Origin of the sequence: Domibacillus sp. DTU_2020_1001157_1_SI_ALB_TIR_016 (genome assembly GCF_032341995.1) — a bacterium.
Classification (GTDB): Bacteria; Bacillota; Bacilli; order Bacillales; family Domibacillaceae; genus Domibacillus; species Domibacillus indicus_A.
This window is the reverse complement of record NZ_CP135438.1, coordinates 137,646-154,483: the sequence shown is the minus strand read 5'-3', so window position 1 is coordinate 154,483 and position 16,838 is coordinate 137,646. Positions and strand designations below refer to the sequence as shown.

Here is a 16,838-nt window from a genome sequence, read left to right as displayed (position 1 = left end):
ATGCAGGAGTGATTTAAATGGAAAAAACAATTAGCAAAAAAGAAAATCAACAATATACAGAAGTAAGTGAATATATCAATAAAGTGCTCAGCCTGATTGAAAAAGAAGCAATTACTGAAGAAGAAGCCCAGTGGATTACAAAAGAAACGGTCGACGGATTCCGCGAGCACGTCAACCCCGGCTTCCTGGAATACCGCAAGACTGTTACGGTTGACACCCAGTTTGCAGCGGTTGAATGGTCGGATGAAGGCTCCTGCTTCCGTGACGTAAACGGGAAAGAATACATCGACTGCCTGGGCGGGTTCGGCATCTATAATGTCGGGCACCGGAACCCGAAAGTAGTCAAAGCCGTACAGGATCAATTAAAGCGCCAGGCGCTTCACAGCCAGGATCTCCTGGATCCGCTCCGTGCCATGCTGGCCAAGATCCTTGCGGATATTACACCGGGTGATTTGAAGTACGCGTTTTTCACAAACAGCGGAACAGAAAGCGTGGAAGCAGCCCTGAAGCTGGCAAAAATGCACAGCGACCGGACAACGTTTATTTCTACAACCCGTTCATTCCATGGTAAAAGCCTTGGCTCCCTGTCGGGTACAGCCAAAGGGATATTCCGCAAGCCGTTTCTTCCGCTCATCCCGGGCTTCCGCCATGTGCCGTTCGGCGACATTGATATGATGAGAAAAACGTTTGAGACATGCGCAATGGTAGGGGAAGATGTGGCAGCGGTCATCCTGGAGCCGATCCAGGGCGAAGGCGGCATTATCCTTCCGCCGGACGGCTACCTGAAGCAGGTAAGAGAGCTGTGTGATGAGTATGAAACCCTTCTGATTTTTGATGAAGTGCAGACAGGAATGGGCCGTACTGGAAAAATGTTTGCGGCAGAGCTGTACGAAGTGGAGCCGGATATTCTCTGCCTGGCAAAAGCCTTTGGCGGAGGCGTGATGCCGGCAGGAGCGATCGTGGCTAACGAGAAAACATTTAAAAGCCTGTTTGACAATCCGTTTATGCATACAACGACGTTTGGCGGGAACCCGCTGGCGTGTGCAGCCGCTATTGCGACGATTAATGTATTAATTGAAGAAAACCTGCCGGCACGTGCAGCGGAAATCGGGGACTACTTCCTGGCAGGCTTAAAAGAAGCTGCCGCAGAACACGGGGACAAAGTGATGGAAATCCGAGGGAAAGGCCTGATGATCGGAATTGAGTTCCATAAGGATGAAGTCGGCTATGCCCTGTCCAAAGGAATGTTTGATGAAGGAATCCTGGTAGCTGGCACTCTGGTAAACTCGAAAACAATCCGAATTGAGCCGCCATTGACCATCGCAAAAGAAGAAGTAGACAAGGTAGTGGCTACATTCAAAAAAGTTCTTGATACACTGTAAATGTAGCTGTTTTTATCTGACGTATTCAAAAAGAATTTTAGTTTAAAGCTATTGATCCAGCCGCCTGGTACACTGCAGACTCGCTGTACTGGGTGGCTTTACCTGGAAAGTAGAGGTTACATGATGGATAGTATGTTATTTCTCATCCCAGTTCTTCTTTCAATGATTTTAATTTTGGTTTGAGTAAGTACGCAGATCAAAATTTAAAATTATTGGAGGAATAAAAAATGAAATATCCACTATCGCCAGAAGTAAAACCCGAATTTTGTACAACCGGTTCTTTTGTCAGACTTCCTGAAAAAAAAGAAGGCGCGAAGCTTGCTATCCTTGGCATGCCGTTTGACACGGCAGCGTCCTTCCGGGTAGGGGCACGCTTTGCTCCTCAAGCGATTCGCCAGGCGTCGATGACACTATTTCCATATCATCCAATCCATGAAGTATACCCGTTTGAAGATACAAATGCGATTGATATCGGAGATGTATCGGTGATTCCGCACAACATTCACAAGAGCTATGAGCTTATGGAAGAAGCAGTACGAGGACTAATGGAGAAAGGCATAATCCCTATTGGGCTGGGTGGAGACCATTCTGTTACACTTGCCAGTCTGCGTGCAGCCGCAAAAGTGCATGGACCAGTCGCCATGATTCATTTTGATTCTCATACTGATACATGGGACACGTATTATGAAGAAAAGTACTGGCATGGATCTCCTTTTATCCGTGCTCACGAGGAAGGGCTGCTTGACCCTGCAAAGGTATTTCAGATTGGCATTAGAGGAACATTAAATCACCCGGGAGATGTCACTGAAAGCCGTGATTTAGGTTATAACGTAATCACCACAAATGAACTTCAAAAAAGAGGTTTCGATAGTGTCCTGAAAGAGATGAGAGAAGTAATCGGAGATACTCCCGTCTTTTTAACCTTTGACATTGATTTTGTGGACCCATCCTGTGCACCTGGAACGGGAACATTGGAAGTCGGAGGGTTTAACAGCAGAGAAACGCTGCAGATGATCCGCTCACTGACCGGGTTCAACTATATTGGATTTGATGTAGTGGAAGTGCTGCCGCAATATGACCAGTCACAAATCACAGCTCTACTAGCGGCCACTATTGTGCATGACTTTGCGAGCCTGGCTGCGTTACAAATAAAAGAAAAGAATAGATAATACAAAAAAGAGGGTATATACCCTCTTTTTTGTATGAGGAAAGGAGGCATACAGTTAAAAAGGAATAATCATACAAATCAAAGTGTTTTTTAATAAACATCTTAGTTTGCGCATGTTAAATTTTATATAGTAAAATGAATGAAGCTCATTCGCTTATAGGAGGTAACGATGGCTCATCTAAATGAAAAGTACGATAAAATTTTGCAGGCTGCGATAGAAGTCATTTCCGAAAAGGGCCTAGACAAAACAACAGTCTCCGATATTGTCAAAAAGGCGGGCATTGCACAAGGTACCTTTTATCTTTATTTCCGTTCTAAAAATGCGCTTATTCCAGCAATTGCTGAAAACCTGCTGACTCATTCGCTTAAAAAAATAAAGCAGGAAGTAGTTGGTACATCTGACTTTTGGGAGAAGTTAGAGGTTTTTATTAGTGAAACATACCATATTACAGATGAATATAGAGATGTGCTGGTACTATGTTATTCCGGCCTTGCATTTGATTACTCATTAGAAACATGGGAAGCTATTTATAAACCGTATTATGAATGGTTTGAAGAAATTTTACATAATGCTATTGAACAAAAAGAAATTATAGGTAACTTTAATGTAGAGTGGACAGCGAAGATGATTATTAACCTGGTAGAGAATACTGCAGAGCGTTTCTATATAGCAAAGGATCAAAATATGGGATTAGAAGAAACGAAAAAAGAGCTTTTCGAATTCCTCAAAAGATCTTTACTGTTAAAAAGCTAGGCAGATGACCATATTTAAAATAATACCGAGCAGTTAGAGGGCGGGGTACTGCCTTAAAAATAACATATTGCTTAGCCGCTCATTATCATTTAAATAAGATATAAGACCTTACTTGCAACATAAAAAAGGAACAAACACTTTATTGTGTTTGTTCCTTTTTAGTATCGTTATTCTCCACATTCAGAGACAAGTTCATTTTCTAATACATATTTCTCTCCAAGATCCGTTAAATGAATATTACCCCACCAAATCTTAGTTACATTATTATTGTAAACCGGGTGGAAACTCCCTCCTTTAGAAAAAGCATCGTGGACAATCTCTATATAATTTTGCTCTTTTAGAGATTTCAAGTAATAAGCTGTTTCTTGGATCCTGTCCTCTTTTTGAAAACTTAAATTGTCAGTGCCAATCTCTTTCTTTTTAACGTCTCTGTTAAATAGAAATCTTAGCACTTCCAGTTCTTTATTTTGCTCATGCATGATATTTCCTCCTTCTAAAGCATCATTAAGCTTGATACCATGAAGCAAAGCTTTTTTCTGCAGATTGGTCATGTAAGACTTCAGCAATTGGCGTATAAGAATAGTTATGAGCCTCAGCCACAGCTTTATACGTTACAAATCCATTTACAGCGTTAATTCCTTTTGCAAGCGCGCGATTATCAGCGGCAGCTTGCTTATAGCCTTTGTTAGCAATTTGAACACCATAAGGGATCGTCACATTAGTCAGCGCCATCGTAGAGGTACGGGCGACTGCGCCTGGCATATTGGCTACTGCATAGTGCACCACTCCGTGTTTTTCATACGTTGGATCGCTGTGTGTCGTGATATGGTCAATCGTTTCAATAGATCCACCCTGGTCAATGGCAACGTCTACAACGACAGAACCCGGCTGCATCGTTTTGATCATCTCTTCGGTTACTAACTGAGGAGCACGGGCACCTGGGATCAATACAGCACCTACTACTAAGTCTGCTTTTTTTACGGATTCTGCGATGTTGTAGCTGTTGGAAGCGAGTGTTTTCAGACGTCCCTGGAACATATCATCAAGCTGGCGCAGACGGTCTGTATTTACATCCAAAATCGTTACATTCGCGCCAAGGCCAACGGCCATTTTCGCTGCATTGGTTCCGACAATGCCTCCGCCAATGACCACGACTTCTGCTGGAGATACCCCTGGTACGCCGCCCATCAGCACACCTTTTCCGCCTTTCGGATTTTCAAGGAAATGAGCACCGATCTGGATCGACATTCTTCCTGCTACTTCACTCATTGGCGTTAATAAAGGAAGGGCCCCATTTTCCAGCTGAATGGTTTCATACGCAATAGCTGTTACTTTGTTGTCAACCAGCGCTTTTGTTAATTCTGGTTCCGGTGCAAGGTGCAGATACGTATACAGAATCAGCCCTTCGTAAAAATACTGATATTCTTCCGCAATGGGTTCTTTTACTTTAATGACCATTTGCGCAGACCAGGCTTTCTCAGCGGTAGACACAATGGACGCGCCGGCATCCATATAGTCCTGATCGGTAAATCCGCTGCCGAGTCCTGCGCCGGTTTCAACCCATACTTCGTGATTGCTTTTTTTAAATGCTACAACACCTGCTGGCGTAATCCCCACACGGTTTTCATTGTTTTTAATTTCTTTTGGCACACCAATAATCATATTTATTCTCTCCCTTTATGTTTTTCAATTTATTTTATATGTGTTGGCTTATTAGGCGTTTTTAGCTGTAAAAACAATAGAAGCACCGGCCTCTAGACAATCCTGGTCCATGAATCTGCAGGCTAACTCTGCACACGTCTCAACCCAGCCTTCGTAGTTGTTTCTTTGAAAGGCAGCAGCCCCAGCTGGTACAATTTTCACGCGGGTTTCGTTATTTTTCATTTCTTCTGGCACACCGACAATCATGTTGAGTCTTCCTTCCTGTTGTTTAAGCTTTTGTTTAATCTATAGGTTTGGCTATTTAAACAGATGAATTAGTTTGATTGAATACAATTAATTTTTGCTCGGTCATTTCTTCAATGGCGTATTTTACACCTTCGCGTCCAATTCCACTTTCTTTTACTCCTCCGTATGGCATATGGTCTAATCGGAAAGTTGGAATGTCATTTACGATGACGCCTCCGACATGAAGCTGCTGTGTAGCCTTAAGTGCTGTATGGATATTTTGCGTGTAAATGCCTGCTTGCAGTCCATATTTTGAATCATTTACAAGCTCTATCGCTTCATCAACAGATGAAAACTTATTGATCAAAACGATAGGGGCAAATACTTCCTGGCAGGAAACTTTTAATGTTGGATCAACATCAAGAAGTACAGTTGGGTACAAAATATTATTCTTGGTCTGTCCGCCTGCTGCTAGTTTGGCTCCTTGTTGCTTTGCTTCTTCAATCCAGCCAAGAGCACGCTGAACATCTTTAGAACTAATCAATGCTGAAACATCTGTCGAAGCATCCAGTGGGTCACCTATTATTAGTTTTTGTGTGGCAGCAACAAATTTTTCTACAAAGGCGGAATAAAGTTCTTCGTGTACGTATATTCTCTGTAACGAGATACAAACCTGGCCCTGAAAAGCAAAAGCCCCAGAAACACATCTTGCTATAATGCTGTCAATGTCCACATCTTTATCAATGATGACTGCGGCATTAGAGCCAAGTTCAAGCGTGACCCGCTTTAAACCTGCTTTGTTTCGAATGCCGATTCCCACTTCTGGACTGCCTGTAAAAGAAATTTTTTGCACTCTCTCATCGGTGACAAGCTTTTCACCGATTAATGAACCGCTTCCTGTCACGACATTTAATGCTCCAGCGGGCAGGCCAGCTTCCTGCAACAGTTCAGCAAGGAAAAAAGCCGACAGGGGAGTTTGCTGGGCGGGCTTTAAAACGACTGTATTGCCCGAGGCAATTGCCGGTCCAACTTTATGTGCTACAAGGTTCATTGGAAAGTTGAAAGGCGTGATCGCTGCTACTACGCCAATAGGTTCTCTGACGGTATAAGCGATTCTCCCTTCGCCGCCGGGTGCTGCATCAACCGGAATGGTTTCACCATGAATTCGTTTTGCTTCCTCCGCAGCGAATTTATAAGTCTGGATGGTACGTGCGATCTCAGCTTTCGCTGTCGTAATAGGTTTTGCTGCTTCTAAAGCAAGGATTTGAGCAGCTTCGTCTGCTTTTTCTTCCAACAGTTTAACTAGATTCTCTAAAATGCTTGCACGCCGGTGGCTTGGCATAGAGGCTATGATATTTCTTGCTTCATAAGCGGATTGTAAAGCGAATTCCACTTCTTCTAATGTTGCTGCTGGAACTTCTGCAATACATTCACCGCTGTATGGTGAATACAAAGGAGTATACTGGTTTGCCGTTTTCCATTCTCCGTTTATAAACAGATCTTTTTTTATCGTCTCTTTTACTAGTTCTTTCATGCGTAACACCCTTTCATCTGACTTATTGATCAAAATATTTACGTATTCGGCAGCAGTTTCTGAAAAGCTGCTGTTTCAACAATACGTATTGCTTCATTTAACATGCGAATGAGGTCTGTGATCTCTTCTTTTGTAATCGATAAAGGAGGGGAGAATACAACAATATCCTGGCCATCTAAAACGACTGATCGGCAAATAAGCCCTTGTTTTGCGGCTTCTGCTACAATAGAAGGGGAGAGAGGTGCCTCAAATCCTTCATTGGTTTGCGTATCTTTCACAATTTCAATGCCGCACATCAAGCCCAATCCTTTTACTTTGCCAATAATGTTTCTTTCATTTTGAATCCACTCAAGCCCTTCTTTTAATTCTTGGCCTCTTTGTTCAGCATTTTCAATGAAGTTCTCCTGTTCAATAATTTCTAGGTTTTTCAAAGCAACGGCACATGCCATCGGATGGCCGCTGTATGTGTATCCATGTAAAAGCGTTCCAACCGAGAGATCGATAAACTCTTGGTGTAATTTATTGGAAATCATGACTCCGCCGAGCTGGGCGTATCCGCTTGTGACTCCTTTTGCAAAGCACATCATGTCAGGGGCCACACCGTAATGCTCCATTCCAAAATACTTTCCTGTCCGGCCAAACCCTGTTATTACCTCATCAGTAATGAATAAAATGCCATAATCATCACAGATTTGCCGAACTTCACTGAAGTAATGTTCCGGCGCTACATGAACGCCTCCCGCTCCTTGAACAGGCTCTGCAATAAAAGCGGCAATCGTTTCCGGGCCTTCAGCTTCAATTAAGGAGCGAAGAGACTCCGTTGAAAAATGATCGACATATAAGAAATCAGGAGCCAATGAAGTGGTAAAATCACGAAAAGCTTTTAAGCCTGTTGCACTTGTAGCACCCATTGATACCCCATGATAGGATTTTGTTCTGGAGATAATTTTCTTTCTTTCTGGCTGCCCTTTTAACAGCCAGTAATGGCGGGCAAGCTTATAAGCTGTGTCGTTTGCTTCGGATCCACCGGATGTAAAAAATGTAGCACTTAAATCCCCGGGCGAAATTTGAGCGAGCTTGGCTGCCAGCCGGATAGCCGGTTCGTTGCTGAACGTTGCAAAACTTGAGCTGAAGGCAAGCTTATTCATTTGTTCCATCGCTGCTTTGCCCAGTTCTTCGCGCCCATGGCCTATATTGACATTCCAAAGAGATGACATACCATCAATGACTTTTTTGCCTGTGATATCGTGAAGATAAATTCCTTTTCCTTCAGTAAACACAAAAGCAGGTCCCTGATCCTGCTGCTGTTGAATAGGAGATGTAGGGTGAAAAAAATGTTTTTTATCGAGATCTCGTAATTCTTCAACTAATTTTTCTGATTGTGTCATAGATAAACAACCTTTCTTTATAAAATAAGTTCTTGTTAAGGTGACAATAAAATGCCGCTCATGTAACTTTATGCAAGTATCATGCCAGCTTTCTTTTTCAGCTTTTGATTTCTTGCTTTTAAAACTTTTTAGATTAAGCGATTTCAAAAAGGCCTTTTTTGCTTCATAATAATAGCTACATACTTCTAAAGCGCCCCTCATTTTTATTAATGCAATTACCATGCCAGCTTTTTTTATAAAGTAATTGAAAGAAAGTACGCATTTTACAGCGTCCTTTAATTTAAAAATGAATCAAAAAATAAATATTTTGATTTAAAATTGAATTAACGATGGTTTTTGATTTAATTTTTAATTAATTATGTATTGATACTAAATAGGAAAGAGGGTTCTTGATGGGAGAGCTATCAGAATTAGAGTTAAGTAAAATTATTGAGACATCGAACAACAATATTACCGTCACTGATGAAAATGGTATTATTCTTCGCTCACATCCAGAACATTGGGAAATTTACGGAATGGAATCAGGATCATATGTGGGAAAATCAGTGTATGAACTGGAGGAAGAAGGGTTACTGACTCCTTCTATTAATGCGATTGTTTTAAAAGAAAAGAAGTTCTCGCGTATTTTGCAGCATACAAAAACAGGGCGGGTGGTCATGTCTACTGGATATCCTATTTTTAATCAGGATGGACAATTGGTACGCGTGATCAGCTATAGCCAGGACCAGACAGAAATTTGGAAGCTGCAAGAGGAGTATGAGCAGCTGCAGCGAAAACTGCAAGGATACCAAACGGAGGTAGAAGATCTTAGGGAAAAGGAATTGGATCACTCTATTGTTGCTAGAAGCAGTGAGATGCAGCAGGTTTTAAAAACGATTTATCACGTTGCCAAAACAGATGCAACCATTCTTCTGCTAGGTTCTTCAGGAGTTGGGAAAAGTACCTTTGCCCGGGCTCTCCATAAAGAAAGTGACCGGCATAGAGAACCTTTTATTGAAGTGAATTGCAGCACGATCCCAGAAAGCTTATTTGAATCGGAGATATTCGGTTATGAGCCGGGTGCTTTTACAGGTGCACATACAAAGGGGAAACCAGGGTTAATAGAACAAGCAGACGGCGGCACGCTTTTCCTTGATGAAGTCGGCGAATTGCCGTTATCGATGCAGGCAAAATTACTGAAAGTGATTCAGGAAAAAAAGATGATGCGTGTGGGTGGAAAAAAAGAAAAGTATATTGATTTTCGTCTTTTGACCGCAACAAATCAGCCATTAGAAACGATGGTAGAGGAAGGGAAATTTAGGTTAGATTTGTTTTACCGTTTAAATGTGGTGCCTATTCACATTCCATCACTCCATGAACGTAAAGAAGACATCCCGGTCCTCTTACAACACTACATTCAGAAATCAAATGAGAAGTACAATGAAAACAAAAAATTACACTCATCCACTTATGAAGCATTAATCCAATATAATTGGCCAGGCAACATTCGCGAATTAGAAAACTTAATCGAGCGGTTAGTGCTTGTTGTTGAAGAACCGACCATATATCCTAAACATCTTCCAGTGACTATCTCGGGACAGACAACACAAGCAGAAACATCAAGTCCTTTATCTATTGCACAGGAAATAGGCGAAAAGAAAAGTTTAAAAGAGACATTGGAAGCGCTAGAAATACAGTTAATTGCAAAGGCTTATAAGGAATGCAAAACAACCTACGAAATGGCGGACTACTTAGGAATCAGTCAGCCATCTGTTATGTACAAGCTTAAGAAGTATCAACAATACTTATAAGGTGATCTGAAATAAGGGGCAGCACTTATGATCATCATTAATTCCGTTTTGTTTTTGAGCAGAATTTAAAACTTTTGCTGTTTATTCTATTTTGAGAAAGTTTACCATGAGTACTTTGAAAAAGAACGTTTATTGTGGTACAATGAATGACAGTCACTCATTTAAGGAGAGATATTTTGAGGAATGCTTGGTTTTTTGTTGTACTCACATGTTTATGTGAGTTGTGCTGGGTCTATGGTTTTAGTGTTGCAGAAACATGGTGGCATTGGAGTATCGTGATCGCCACAATTATAGTGGATTTTTACTTTTTATCTGTAGCGTGCAAGTCGCTGCCTACTGGTACAGTGTACGCCATTTTTGCAGCTGCAGGCACGATAGGAACCACTTTGATGGATATTTTTATTTTTAATAAACCATTTAGTGTTCCGAAGGGTGTATTTATAGGAATTTTAATAGCTGGTGTGATCTCTTTAAAGATAGCGGATAACTACAGTGAAGATCAAAAAGATGAGGGAGTTATATCATAAATGGGCTGGTTGTTTGTTTTTTCGGCAGCTGTGTTCGAAGTAGTGGGTGTAATTGGATTAAATAAGTTTAATGAAAAAAAATCATTTAGAAATTCCATCCTTTTCTTTGGGGGATTAGCCGCCTCCTTTGTATTACTGTATTCATCTTTCCACTATATACAGGTAAGTGTCGCATATGCAGTATGGATTGGAACTGGAACTGCGGCAGCTGTTTTAGTCAACATGATTTTTTTTAACGAATCAAAAAGTCTCTGGCGTATCATAAGTATTGTCATTATCGTAATAGGTGTCTCTGGACTAAAGGCAGTGTCTTAATAAGACAGCTTATGGACGAAACTAACTCCATCTCTTCTGGCAGCTATTTAGTGTTTTTGTTGGAAAATTTTGTTTACAACTATTAGGATAAAGATTATAATGACTGATAATCAGTCGTCAATAAAATTTTCCTTGTTTGTAACTTTTTTAAAGATTAGTATGATGGTATTTTTTAATTTAAATGATGAGTAAAATCTGTGAAAAAGAGAGTAGTTATTTTGTGAAGTTAAAGCGAGCCGGGGATGGTGAAAGCCTGGTACAGATCAAATAATGAAGCGCACTTTGGAGATGCTGTTCTGAACGTCTTAGTAGGAACAGCCGGGGAAAACCCCGTTATCAAAATAAGGGGTTTTTATGTTAATAAAAACAATTAGAGTGGTACCGCGGGATAAATCTAAACTCTCGTCTCTTTCAGTTATGAAAGAGGCGGGAGTTTTTTATTTGGAGGGATAAAAATGAATTTTAAAAGTGAATTTGCTGAAGTGTTGTTTTCTTCTTTAAATGGTGAATTAGAGAAAAGTAAGTTAGAAGGCATGATCGAAAAGCCCAGATTTGAACATATGGGTGACATGGCATTTCCATGCTTTGAGTTGTCGAAAATTTTTCGGAAGGCCCCCCACAGCATAGCATTAGAGCTTTCTGAAAAAATTCAAACGAGCATTTTTGAAAAAGTAGAAGCGGTGAATGGATACGTAAATGTATTTTTAAATAAAAAAATGGTTTCTTCAGAGGTCATAAAAGATGTTCTTTCCAAAAAAGATCAATATGGAAATGTGAATAATGGAAATGGAGAGACCATAACCATCGATTTTTCTTCACCCAATATAGCCAAACCTTTTTCAATGGGACACTTACGTTCAACGGTGATTGGAAATGCTATAACGTTAATTGCAGAAAAGAATGGATTCTCCACCGTTAGAATCAATCATTTAGGCGACTGGGGCACTCAGTTTGGAAAGTTGATCGTCGCTTATAAAATGTGGGGAAACGAAGAAGAAATCAAAAAAGATCCTATTAAAGAGCTTCTAAAGCTATATATTAAATTTCATGATGAAGCAGAAAGACACCCAGAATTAAATGACAGAGGCCGCGAATGGTTCAAAATGTTAGAAGATTCTAACGAAGAAGCTCTTGCGCTGTGGAAATGGTTTAGAGAAGAATCATTAAAAGAATTCTCTAAGATATATGATCTGTTAGGCATTACATTTGATTCTTATCGTGGGGAAGCGTTCTACAATGATAAAATGGAAAGCATTGTCCAGCTTCTTAATGACAACAACTTGTTGATGGAATCAGAAGGAGCACAGGTTGTTTCACTAAACGATGAAAGTCTGCCTCCTTGTTTAATAAAGAAAAAAGATGGAACTACTTTATACGCCACACGTGATTTAGCGGCAGCCGTTTACCGCAAAACAACGTATCAATTTGCAAAATCAATTTATGTAGTAGGGAACGAGCAAGCTCTTCATTTCAAACAATTATTTATGGTGTTAAAGAAAATGGAGTATGAGTGGCATGAAGATCTTGTTCACGTACCTTTTGGCATGATATTAAAAGAAGGCAAAAAAATGTCAACACGCAAAGGAAAGGTCGTGTTATTAGAAGATGTATTGAGTGAGGCAATAGATTTAGCGTTAGATGAAATTATGAAAAAAAATCCGGGGTTATCATCAAAAGAGGAAGTTGCCCGGCAGGTAGGAACAGGTGCAGTCATATTTCATGACTTGAAGCACTATCGCCAAAATGACATAGAATTTTCTTTGAAGGATATGCTGAAGTTTGAAGGGGAAACAGGACCTTATGTGCAATACACTCATGCGCGTGCTGCTTCACTTCTAAGAAAGGGAGCGTTTGAAGAAACAAATGATGCTCTTTTTGTTGATGATAAGGAAGCCTGGCCTGTCATTACGGCATTAATGTCGTTTCCTGATGTAGTCAATCGTGCTTTTACAGAATATGATCCATCACAGGTTGCAAAGTATGTCATTGATCTCTCTCAGGTATTTAATAAATTTTATAGTCATGTTCGCATCTTAGATAATAATGGATTAAAACAGGCGAGATTATCACTTGTTTTTGCAGTGAAGATTGTACTAAAGGAAGGCTTGCGATTGTTGGGCGTGAAAGCTCCAAAAGAAATGTAAGTATGATTTAGAGGAAAAAGAAATCTTTATTTGCCTGTATCGTCCAATTGCTTTAAAGAAGAATTAAGCATTTGGACGCTCAATTGGCTCAGCCATTTTTTCTTTGTCCGCTCAGCAGAACACTCGTAGTGATAATGAAGAGCGGCTGGCTGAACGGAACCCAACCATTTTTTATAAGTGATTTTGTTCAAGAAGCAGTTAGGGCACATTGATCAAAAATACACATATACGAAAGTGTGAATCTGTTTAAGTGTACATGCACAAAAGTATACGTTTACAAACGTATACTTTTGTTTATTCGGAAATCTACCTGAGTAATACACTTGTAGAAGAGAGAAAGAAGGCAGGCATCCACAGAAGAACTAGAAAACAATTGTGAAGAAAGCTGTTTGCCCAAAGGACATTGAAAATAGTTTTTTGTATGAGTGAGTATGTCCAAGAAAGATAGTCGAGCACTTAATGAAGTCAGTTAACTCAACAGAAACTTTATTTAACCATGCGTCTTTCATATGAATGATCCACCGGTCTTTTAACCTTTTCATATATAGATTGGTCACTCGAACCTGCTGATAAAGCAAGTCTATTGTTTGATAAGCAAGGGAATAAACTGCTGGCAGATTGGACACTGTATATCCAGGCTTTGTACTGCGCTCGCCCATTTCAATGGAATAATCCGGTGTTAAACTATGTGTATAAATCTCTTCCATGTAGCTGAATATATCATCGGTTCCCGGCACTATGAAGTACCAGTCCCCTAAATCCCCTAAACCTTTGCGCATAAGTCTTGCTTCTAGAATGGAAGGAGAAGAAAAGCGCTGGTATACCACTTCTCTGACCTTTTTATTGAAGTTTGCCGTTGTGAAAGCCGGTATTCCCACATCTTCTTTTCGTGCAGCTCGCTAAATTTTTTTAACGGCCTAAGGACTCGGAATTAAGAGCAGCCAAATCATTCTTGATCATACTTTAGCTATAAGGCACGCTTGGAGCGAAGTTGATGAAGGAGACTGGATTTTGATTACAAGAAAGGGGACAGAATCCTATACAAAGTTGTTTGAAATCCCTTACAATTTGGTTACAGACACTATTCGATATTTATCACGAAAAACGAGTACGATAAATGATTGATAATGTTATTGTAGATTACTATTATTGTTACCCAATGGTTATCCTTAAAGCAGCAGTTAACGGTCAGTAAGAAGAACTCAGTTTAGAGGGAGAAGGGAATATGTTTAAATTTAGATCGAAGGACCTTGGAATTGACTTAGGAACAGCAAACACACTTGTTTATGTAAAGGGAAAAGGTATTATGCTTCGAGAGCCCTCTGTTGTAACGATTCAAACAGAATCTAATAAAATTCTTAGCATTGGAAACGCCGCCAAAGAAGTGCTCGGGCGTGCTCCTAAAGGTGTGGCGGTTGTTCACCCTCTAAAGGATGGGGTTATTGCCGATTATGCCTTTACGACAGCTATGATAAAACATTTTCTAACGGAATCTAACAAAAAAAGCCTGATGGGCGGCAAGCCTTTTGTGATGATTTGTGTGCCTTCTAGCATTACGGCGGTTGAACAGCGAGCAGTTACTGATGCAGCTAGAGAAGCAGGAGCGAGGGATGCTTATGTAATAGAAGAGGCATTAGCAGCAGCCATCGGCGCAGGCTTACCAGTCTGGGAACCAATTGGAAGCATGGTGGTGGATATTGGCAGTGGTACAACGGAGGCGGCAGTTATTTCTTTAGGTGGAATTGTGACCAGCAACACAATACGAGTAGCAGGGGATGAGATGGACAAAGCAATTATTAACTATGCCCGGAAGCGGTACAATTTGATGATAGGAGAGCGCACAGCGGAAAGTATAAAGATTGAAATTGGTTCTACTGGAGATTTAAAGGATGAAATAAGAAAAGCCGTGCGGGGACGAGACATGGTCACTGGGCTCCCAAAGACGATTGAAATCTCAGGTTCTGAAATCTCTGATACATTAAGCGACTCTGTGAATGCCATAGTGGATACAGTTAGGCTGACATTAGAAGAAACGCCGCCAGAACTGGCAGCTGACATTATGGACAAGGGTATAACGTTAACGGGAGGCGGAGCCTTGTTAAACAATTTAGATAATGAATTGAATAAAAAAACAGGTATCCCGGTTTTTATTGCTCAGGACCCGCTTGATTGTGTAGCGTTGGGAATAGGAAAAGCTTTAGATCAAATTCAGCTGTTTAAATCCAAAGGCTAATAACTAATCCCAGGTCACATATATACTGACAAAAAGTAATAGGTTCTAAAAAATTATATTATGCTTATACCGGTGCAAAAATAAAAAAATCCTCTTCATAAAAATGATAATAGAGACATCTTCAGCGTTCTCTCATGGAGAGGATTTTTGTGTGAAGAAATTGTCTGCAACCCATAATATAATAACACTCTTTATTAAGGCTCTAAAATAGGTAACAAAGAAGAGAGAAACTATGCTCTCTTTATCATTTAACAAGGGAATTTAGTTTTGTTCCCGTTGATGTACTTCTTCAAGAATCTCTGCGGCAATAGCCTGCATCCTCTTACCTGTCTGTTCACCTTTTTTACTAAGTCAGTCCTTAATATCAACTGAGAGGAAAACCGACAGCAATTCCTCTTCCAATTCAATGCTGAGTGCCTCATGCTCTCAAACATACCATACGTGCACTTATTTAGCTGAACATTTAATAATAGATGTGAAGAAGTCCAGCAACTGTACGAATAATAATTTAAGAATGTTGGAATACTGCGAACAAATCTCTGCTTAGAATGAGGGACGATTTTAGCAAGGGGAGGGGACCTTTTTTCATGGAAAGAGCGAAATTAAGCAGTATTCAATTTTTTCTCTTACTCTTTATGTTTGAAATGGGAACTGCGGTAGTGGTAGGCCATATGATAGCAGCAAAAAAGGATGCCTGGCTATCCCTTCTATTAGGCATGGGCGGGGGGCTTATGTTATTTTTGATTTCCTATGGGCTGTTCCGCTATTACCCTTCCTTACCGCTGACTGCATATGCCAGAAAAATATTTGGCCCATATATAGGATGGATTGTTGGATTGCTGTATACGATCTTTTTTTTATATGTTGCTGCCAGAAATGTGCGCGAATTCAGTGAAGTATTGATTACGGCAACAATGCCGGAGATTCCTTTACTTGTTGTGGCTATGCTTTTTGTGCTTACCATATGTTATGTGCTTTACCTCGGAATTGAAGTATTTGCAAGAACAGCAGAGATACTCGGGGTTTCCTTGATTTTTATAGGAATCATCGGAAATCTTTTTGTTTATGTAACCGGCACCGTAGATCCTAACAACTTGAAGCCTGTTTTAGAATATGGATGGAAGCCTATACTAGAGACGGCCTTTTATCGTCCGATGTTTTTAATTTTTCCATTTGGAGAAGCATTCGTTTTTGCCATGCTTTTTCCTTATTTGAATCGTGCAGATGCAGTGAAAAAAATTGGAGTGGCTTCGCTAATCGTCAGCGGCCTTATTTTAAGTTATAACGCCGCTCTAAACGTTGCAGTACTGGGTGTCAGTGAAGTACTAAGATCTCCTTTTCCTTTACTGGCTACAGTAGGAAAGATTAACTTTCTAGAATTTATCCAGCGTTTGGATGCACTTGTCGTGATCACGTTATTAATTACCGTTTTTTTTAAAGCAGGCATTTACTTATACTGTTCGGTCATTGGAATGGTGGATTTGTTCCGCTTAAAAAACCATCAGCAAATGATTTTTCCGGCAGGTCTTATTCTTGCATTTCTTTCTGTAATGATGGCAGATGATATGGCTGAACACACAGAAGAGGGTGGTACCGTATATATCATGTATGCTGCAATCCCGCTCCTTATTATTTTACCTGTCGTCATGCTGCTGGTTGCTTTTATCCGCCACCGATTGACTAAATAACATGCCTTTTGCTCATTCTTTTGGCAAT

The 16,838-nt window shown here is 40.4% G+C and carries 15 protein-coding genes and 1 other annotated feature; of the genes, 9 read left to right on the top strand and 6 right to left on the bottom strand.

What is annotated here, in order from left to right; translation table 11 throughout:
- Positions 1–17: 17 nt before the first annotated feature.
- The 3 genes from RRU94_RS00675 to RRU94_RS00665 all read left to right on the top strand — a co-directional run bounded on the left by RRU94_RS00675 (position 18) and on the right by RRU94_RS00665 (position 3,304).
- On the top strand, positions 18–1,382 hold the full coding sequence (locus RRU94_RS00675) for a putrescine aminotransferase (protein WP_315691367.1): 1,365 nt from the start codon (positions 18–20) through the stop codon (positions 1,380–1,382).
- A gap of 227 nt (positions 1,383–1,609) precedes the next feature.
- The gene (gene speB / locus RRU94_RS00670) at positions 1,610–2,551 is read left to right on the top strand and encodes an agmatinase (RefSeq protein ID WP_315691366.1); all 942 of its coding nucleotides are present in this window, start codon (positions 1,610–1,612) and stop codon (positions 2,549–2,551) included.
- A gap of 168 nt (positions 2,552–2,719) precedes the next feature.
- Positions 2,720–3,304 (top strand): TetR/AcrR family transcriptional regulator, encoded by a 585-nt coding sequence (locus RRU94_RS00665; RefSeq protein ID WP_315691365.1) that lies wholly within the window; start codon positions 2,720–2,722, stop codon positions 3,302–3,304.
- Positions 3,305–3,471: 167 nt separating this feature from the next.
- Here RRU94_RS00665 and RRU94_RS00660 read toward each other — a convergent pair whose 3' ends face one another.
- From RRU94_RS00660 to RRU94_RS00640, 5 genes are read right to left on the bottom strand one after another with little or no spacing between them, the layout of a single operon-like run.
- Positions 3,472–3,783: a hypothetical protein gene (locus RRU94_RS00660; protein WP_315691364.1), complete on the bottom strand. Its 312-nt coding sequence runs from the start codon at positions 3,781–3,783 to the stop codon at positions 3,472–3,474.
- A 25-nt stretch (positions 3,784–3,808) separates the two neighbouring features.
- Positions 3,809–4,966: an alanine dehydrogenase gene (gene ald, locus RRU94_RS00655; protein WP_315691363.1), complete on the bottom strand. Its 1,158-nt coding sequence runs from the start codon at positions 4,964–4,966 to the stop codon at positions 3,809–3,811.
- Between the two features lie 51 nt (positions 4,967–5,017).
- The gene (locus tag RRU94_RS00650) at positions 5,018–5,212 is read right to left on the bottom strand and encodes a hypothetical protein (RefSeq protein ID WP_315691362.1); all 195 of its coding nucleotides are present in this window, start codon (positions 5,210–5,212) and stop codon (positions 5,018–5,020) included.
- 55 nt (positions 5,213–5,267) lie between these two features.
- Positions 5,268–6,725, bottom strand: a complete 1,458-nt coding sequence (locus RRU94_RS00645) for an aldehyde dehydrogenase family protein (protein WP_315691361.1) — start codon at positions 6,723–6,725, stop codon at positions 5,268–5,270.
- 38 nt (positions 6,726–6,763) lie between these two features.
- Complete coding sequence (locus RRU94_RS00640; RefSeq protein ID WP_315691360.1) at positions 6,764–8,113, bottom strand: aminotransferase family protein; 1,350 nt, start codon at positions 8,111–8,113, stop codon at positions 6,764–6,766.
- Positions 8,114–8,505: 392 nt separating this feature from the next.
- Between RRU94_RS00640 and RRU94_RS00635 the strand changes: the two genes are divergently transcribed.
- From RRU94_RS00635 to argS, 4 genes are all read left to right on the top strand, one after another.
- The gene (locus RRU94_RS00635) at positions 8,506–9,903 is read left to right on the top strand and encodes a sigma-54 interaction domain-containing protein (protein WP_315691359.1); all 1,398 of its coding nucleotides are present in this window, start codon (positions 8,506–8,508) and stop codon (positions 9,901–9,903) included.
- Between the two features lie 176 nt (positions 9,904–10,079).
- On the top strand, positions 10,080–10,430 hold the full coding sequence (locus RRU94_RS00630) for a DMT family transporter (RefSeq protein WP_315691358.1): 351 nt from the start codon (positions 10,080–10,082) through the stop codon (positions 10,428–10,430).
- On the top strand, positions 10,431–10,745 hold the full coding sequence (locus RRU94_RS00625; protein WP_315691357.1) for a DMT family transporter: 315 nt from the start codon (positions 10,431–10,433) through the stop codon (positions 10,743–10,745).
- 188 nt (positions 10,746–10,933) lie between these two features.
- Positions 10,934–11,158: a binding site (T-box leader), on the top strand.
- Positions 11,159–11,200: 42 nt separating this feature from the next.
- Positions 11,201–12,889, top strand: coding sequence for an arginine--tRNA ligase (gene argS / locus RRU94_RS00620; RefSeq protein ID WP_315691356.1), 1,689 nt, complete (start codon positions 11,201–11,203; stop codon positions 12,887–12,889).
- A 362-nt stretch (positions 12,890–13,251) separates the two neighbouring features.
- On the opposite strand, the gene RRU94_RS00615 is transcribed toward argS, so the two are convergent.
- A complete protein-coding gene (locus RRU94_RS00615; RefSeq protein WP_315691355.1) occupies positions 13,252–13,668 on the bottom strand; it encodes a hypothetical protein in 417 nt (138 codons plus the stop codon).
- A gap of 446 nt (positions 13,669–14,114) precedes the next feature.
- On the opposite strand from RRU94_RS00615, the gene RRU94_RS00610 reads away from it, so the two are divergent.
- A complete protein-coding gene (locus RRU94_RS00610) occupies positions 14,115–15,122 on the top strand; it encodes a rod shape-determining protein (protein WP_315691354.1) in 1,008 nt (335 codons plus the stop codon).
- Positions 15,123–15,709: 587 nt separating this feature from the next.
- Entirely contained in the window at positions 15,710–16,810 is a 1,101-nt protein-coding gene (locus tag RRU94_RS00605) for a GerAB/ArcD/ProY family transporter (protein WP_315691353.1), read from the top strand.
- Positions 16,811–16,838 lie beyond the last annotated feature (28 nt).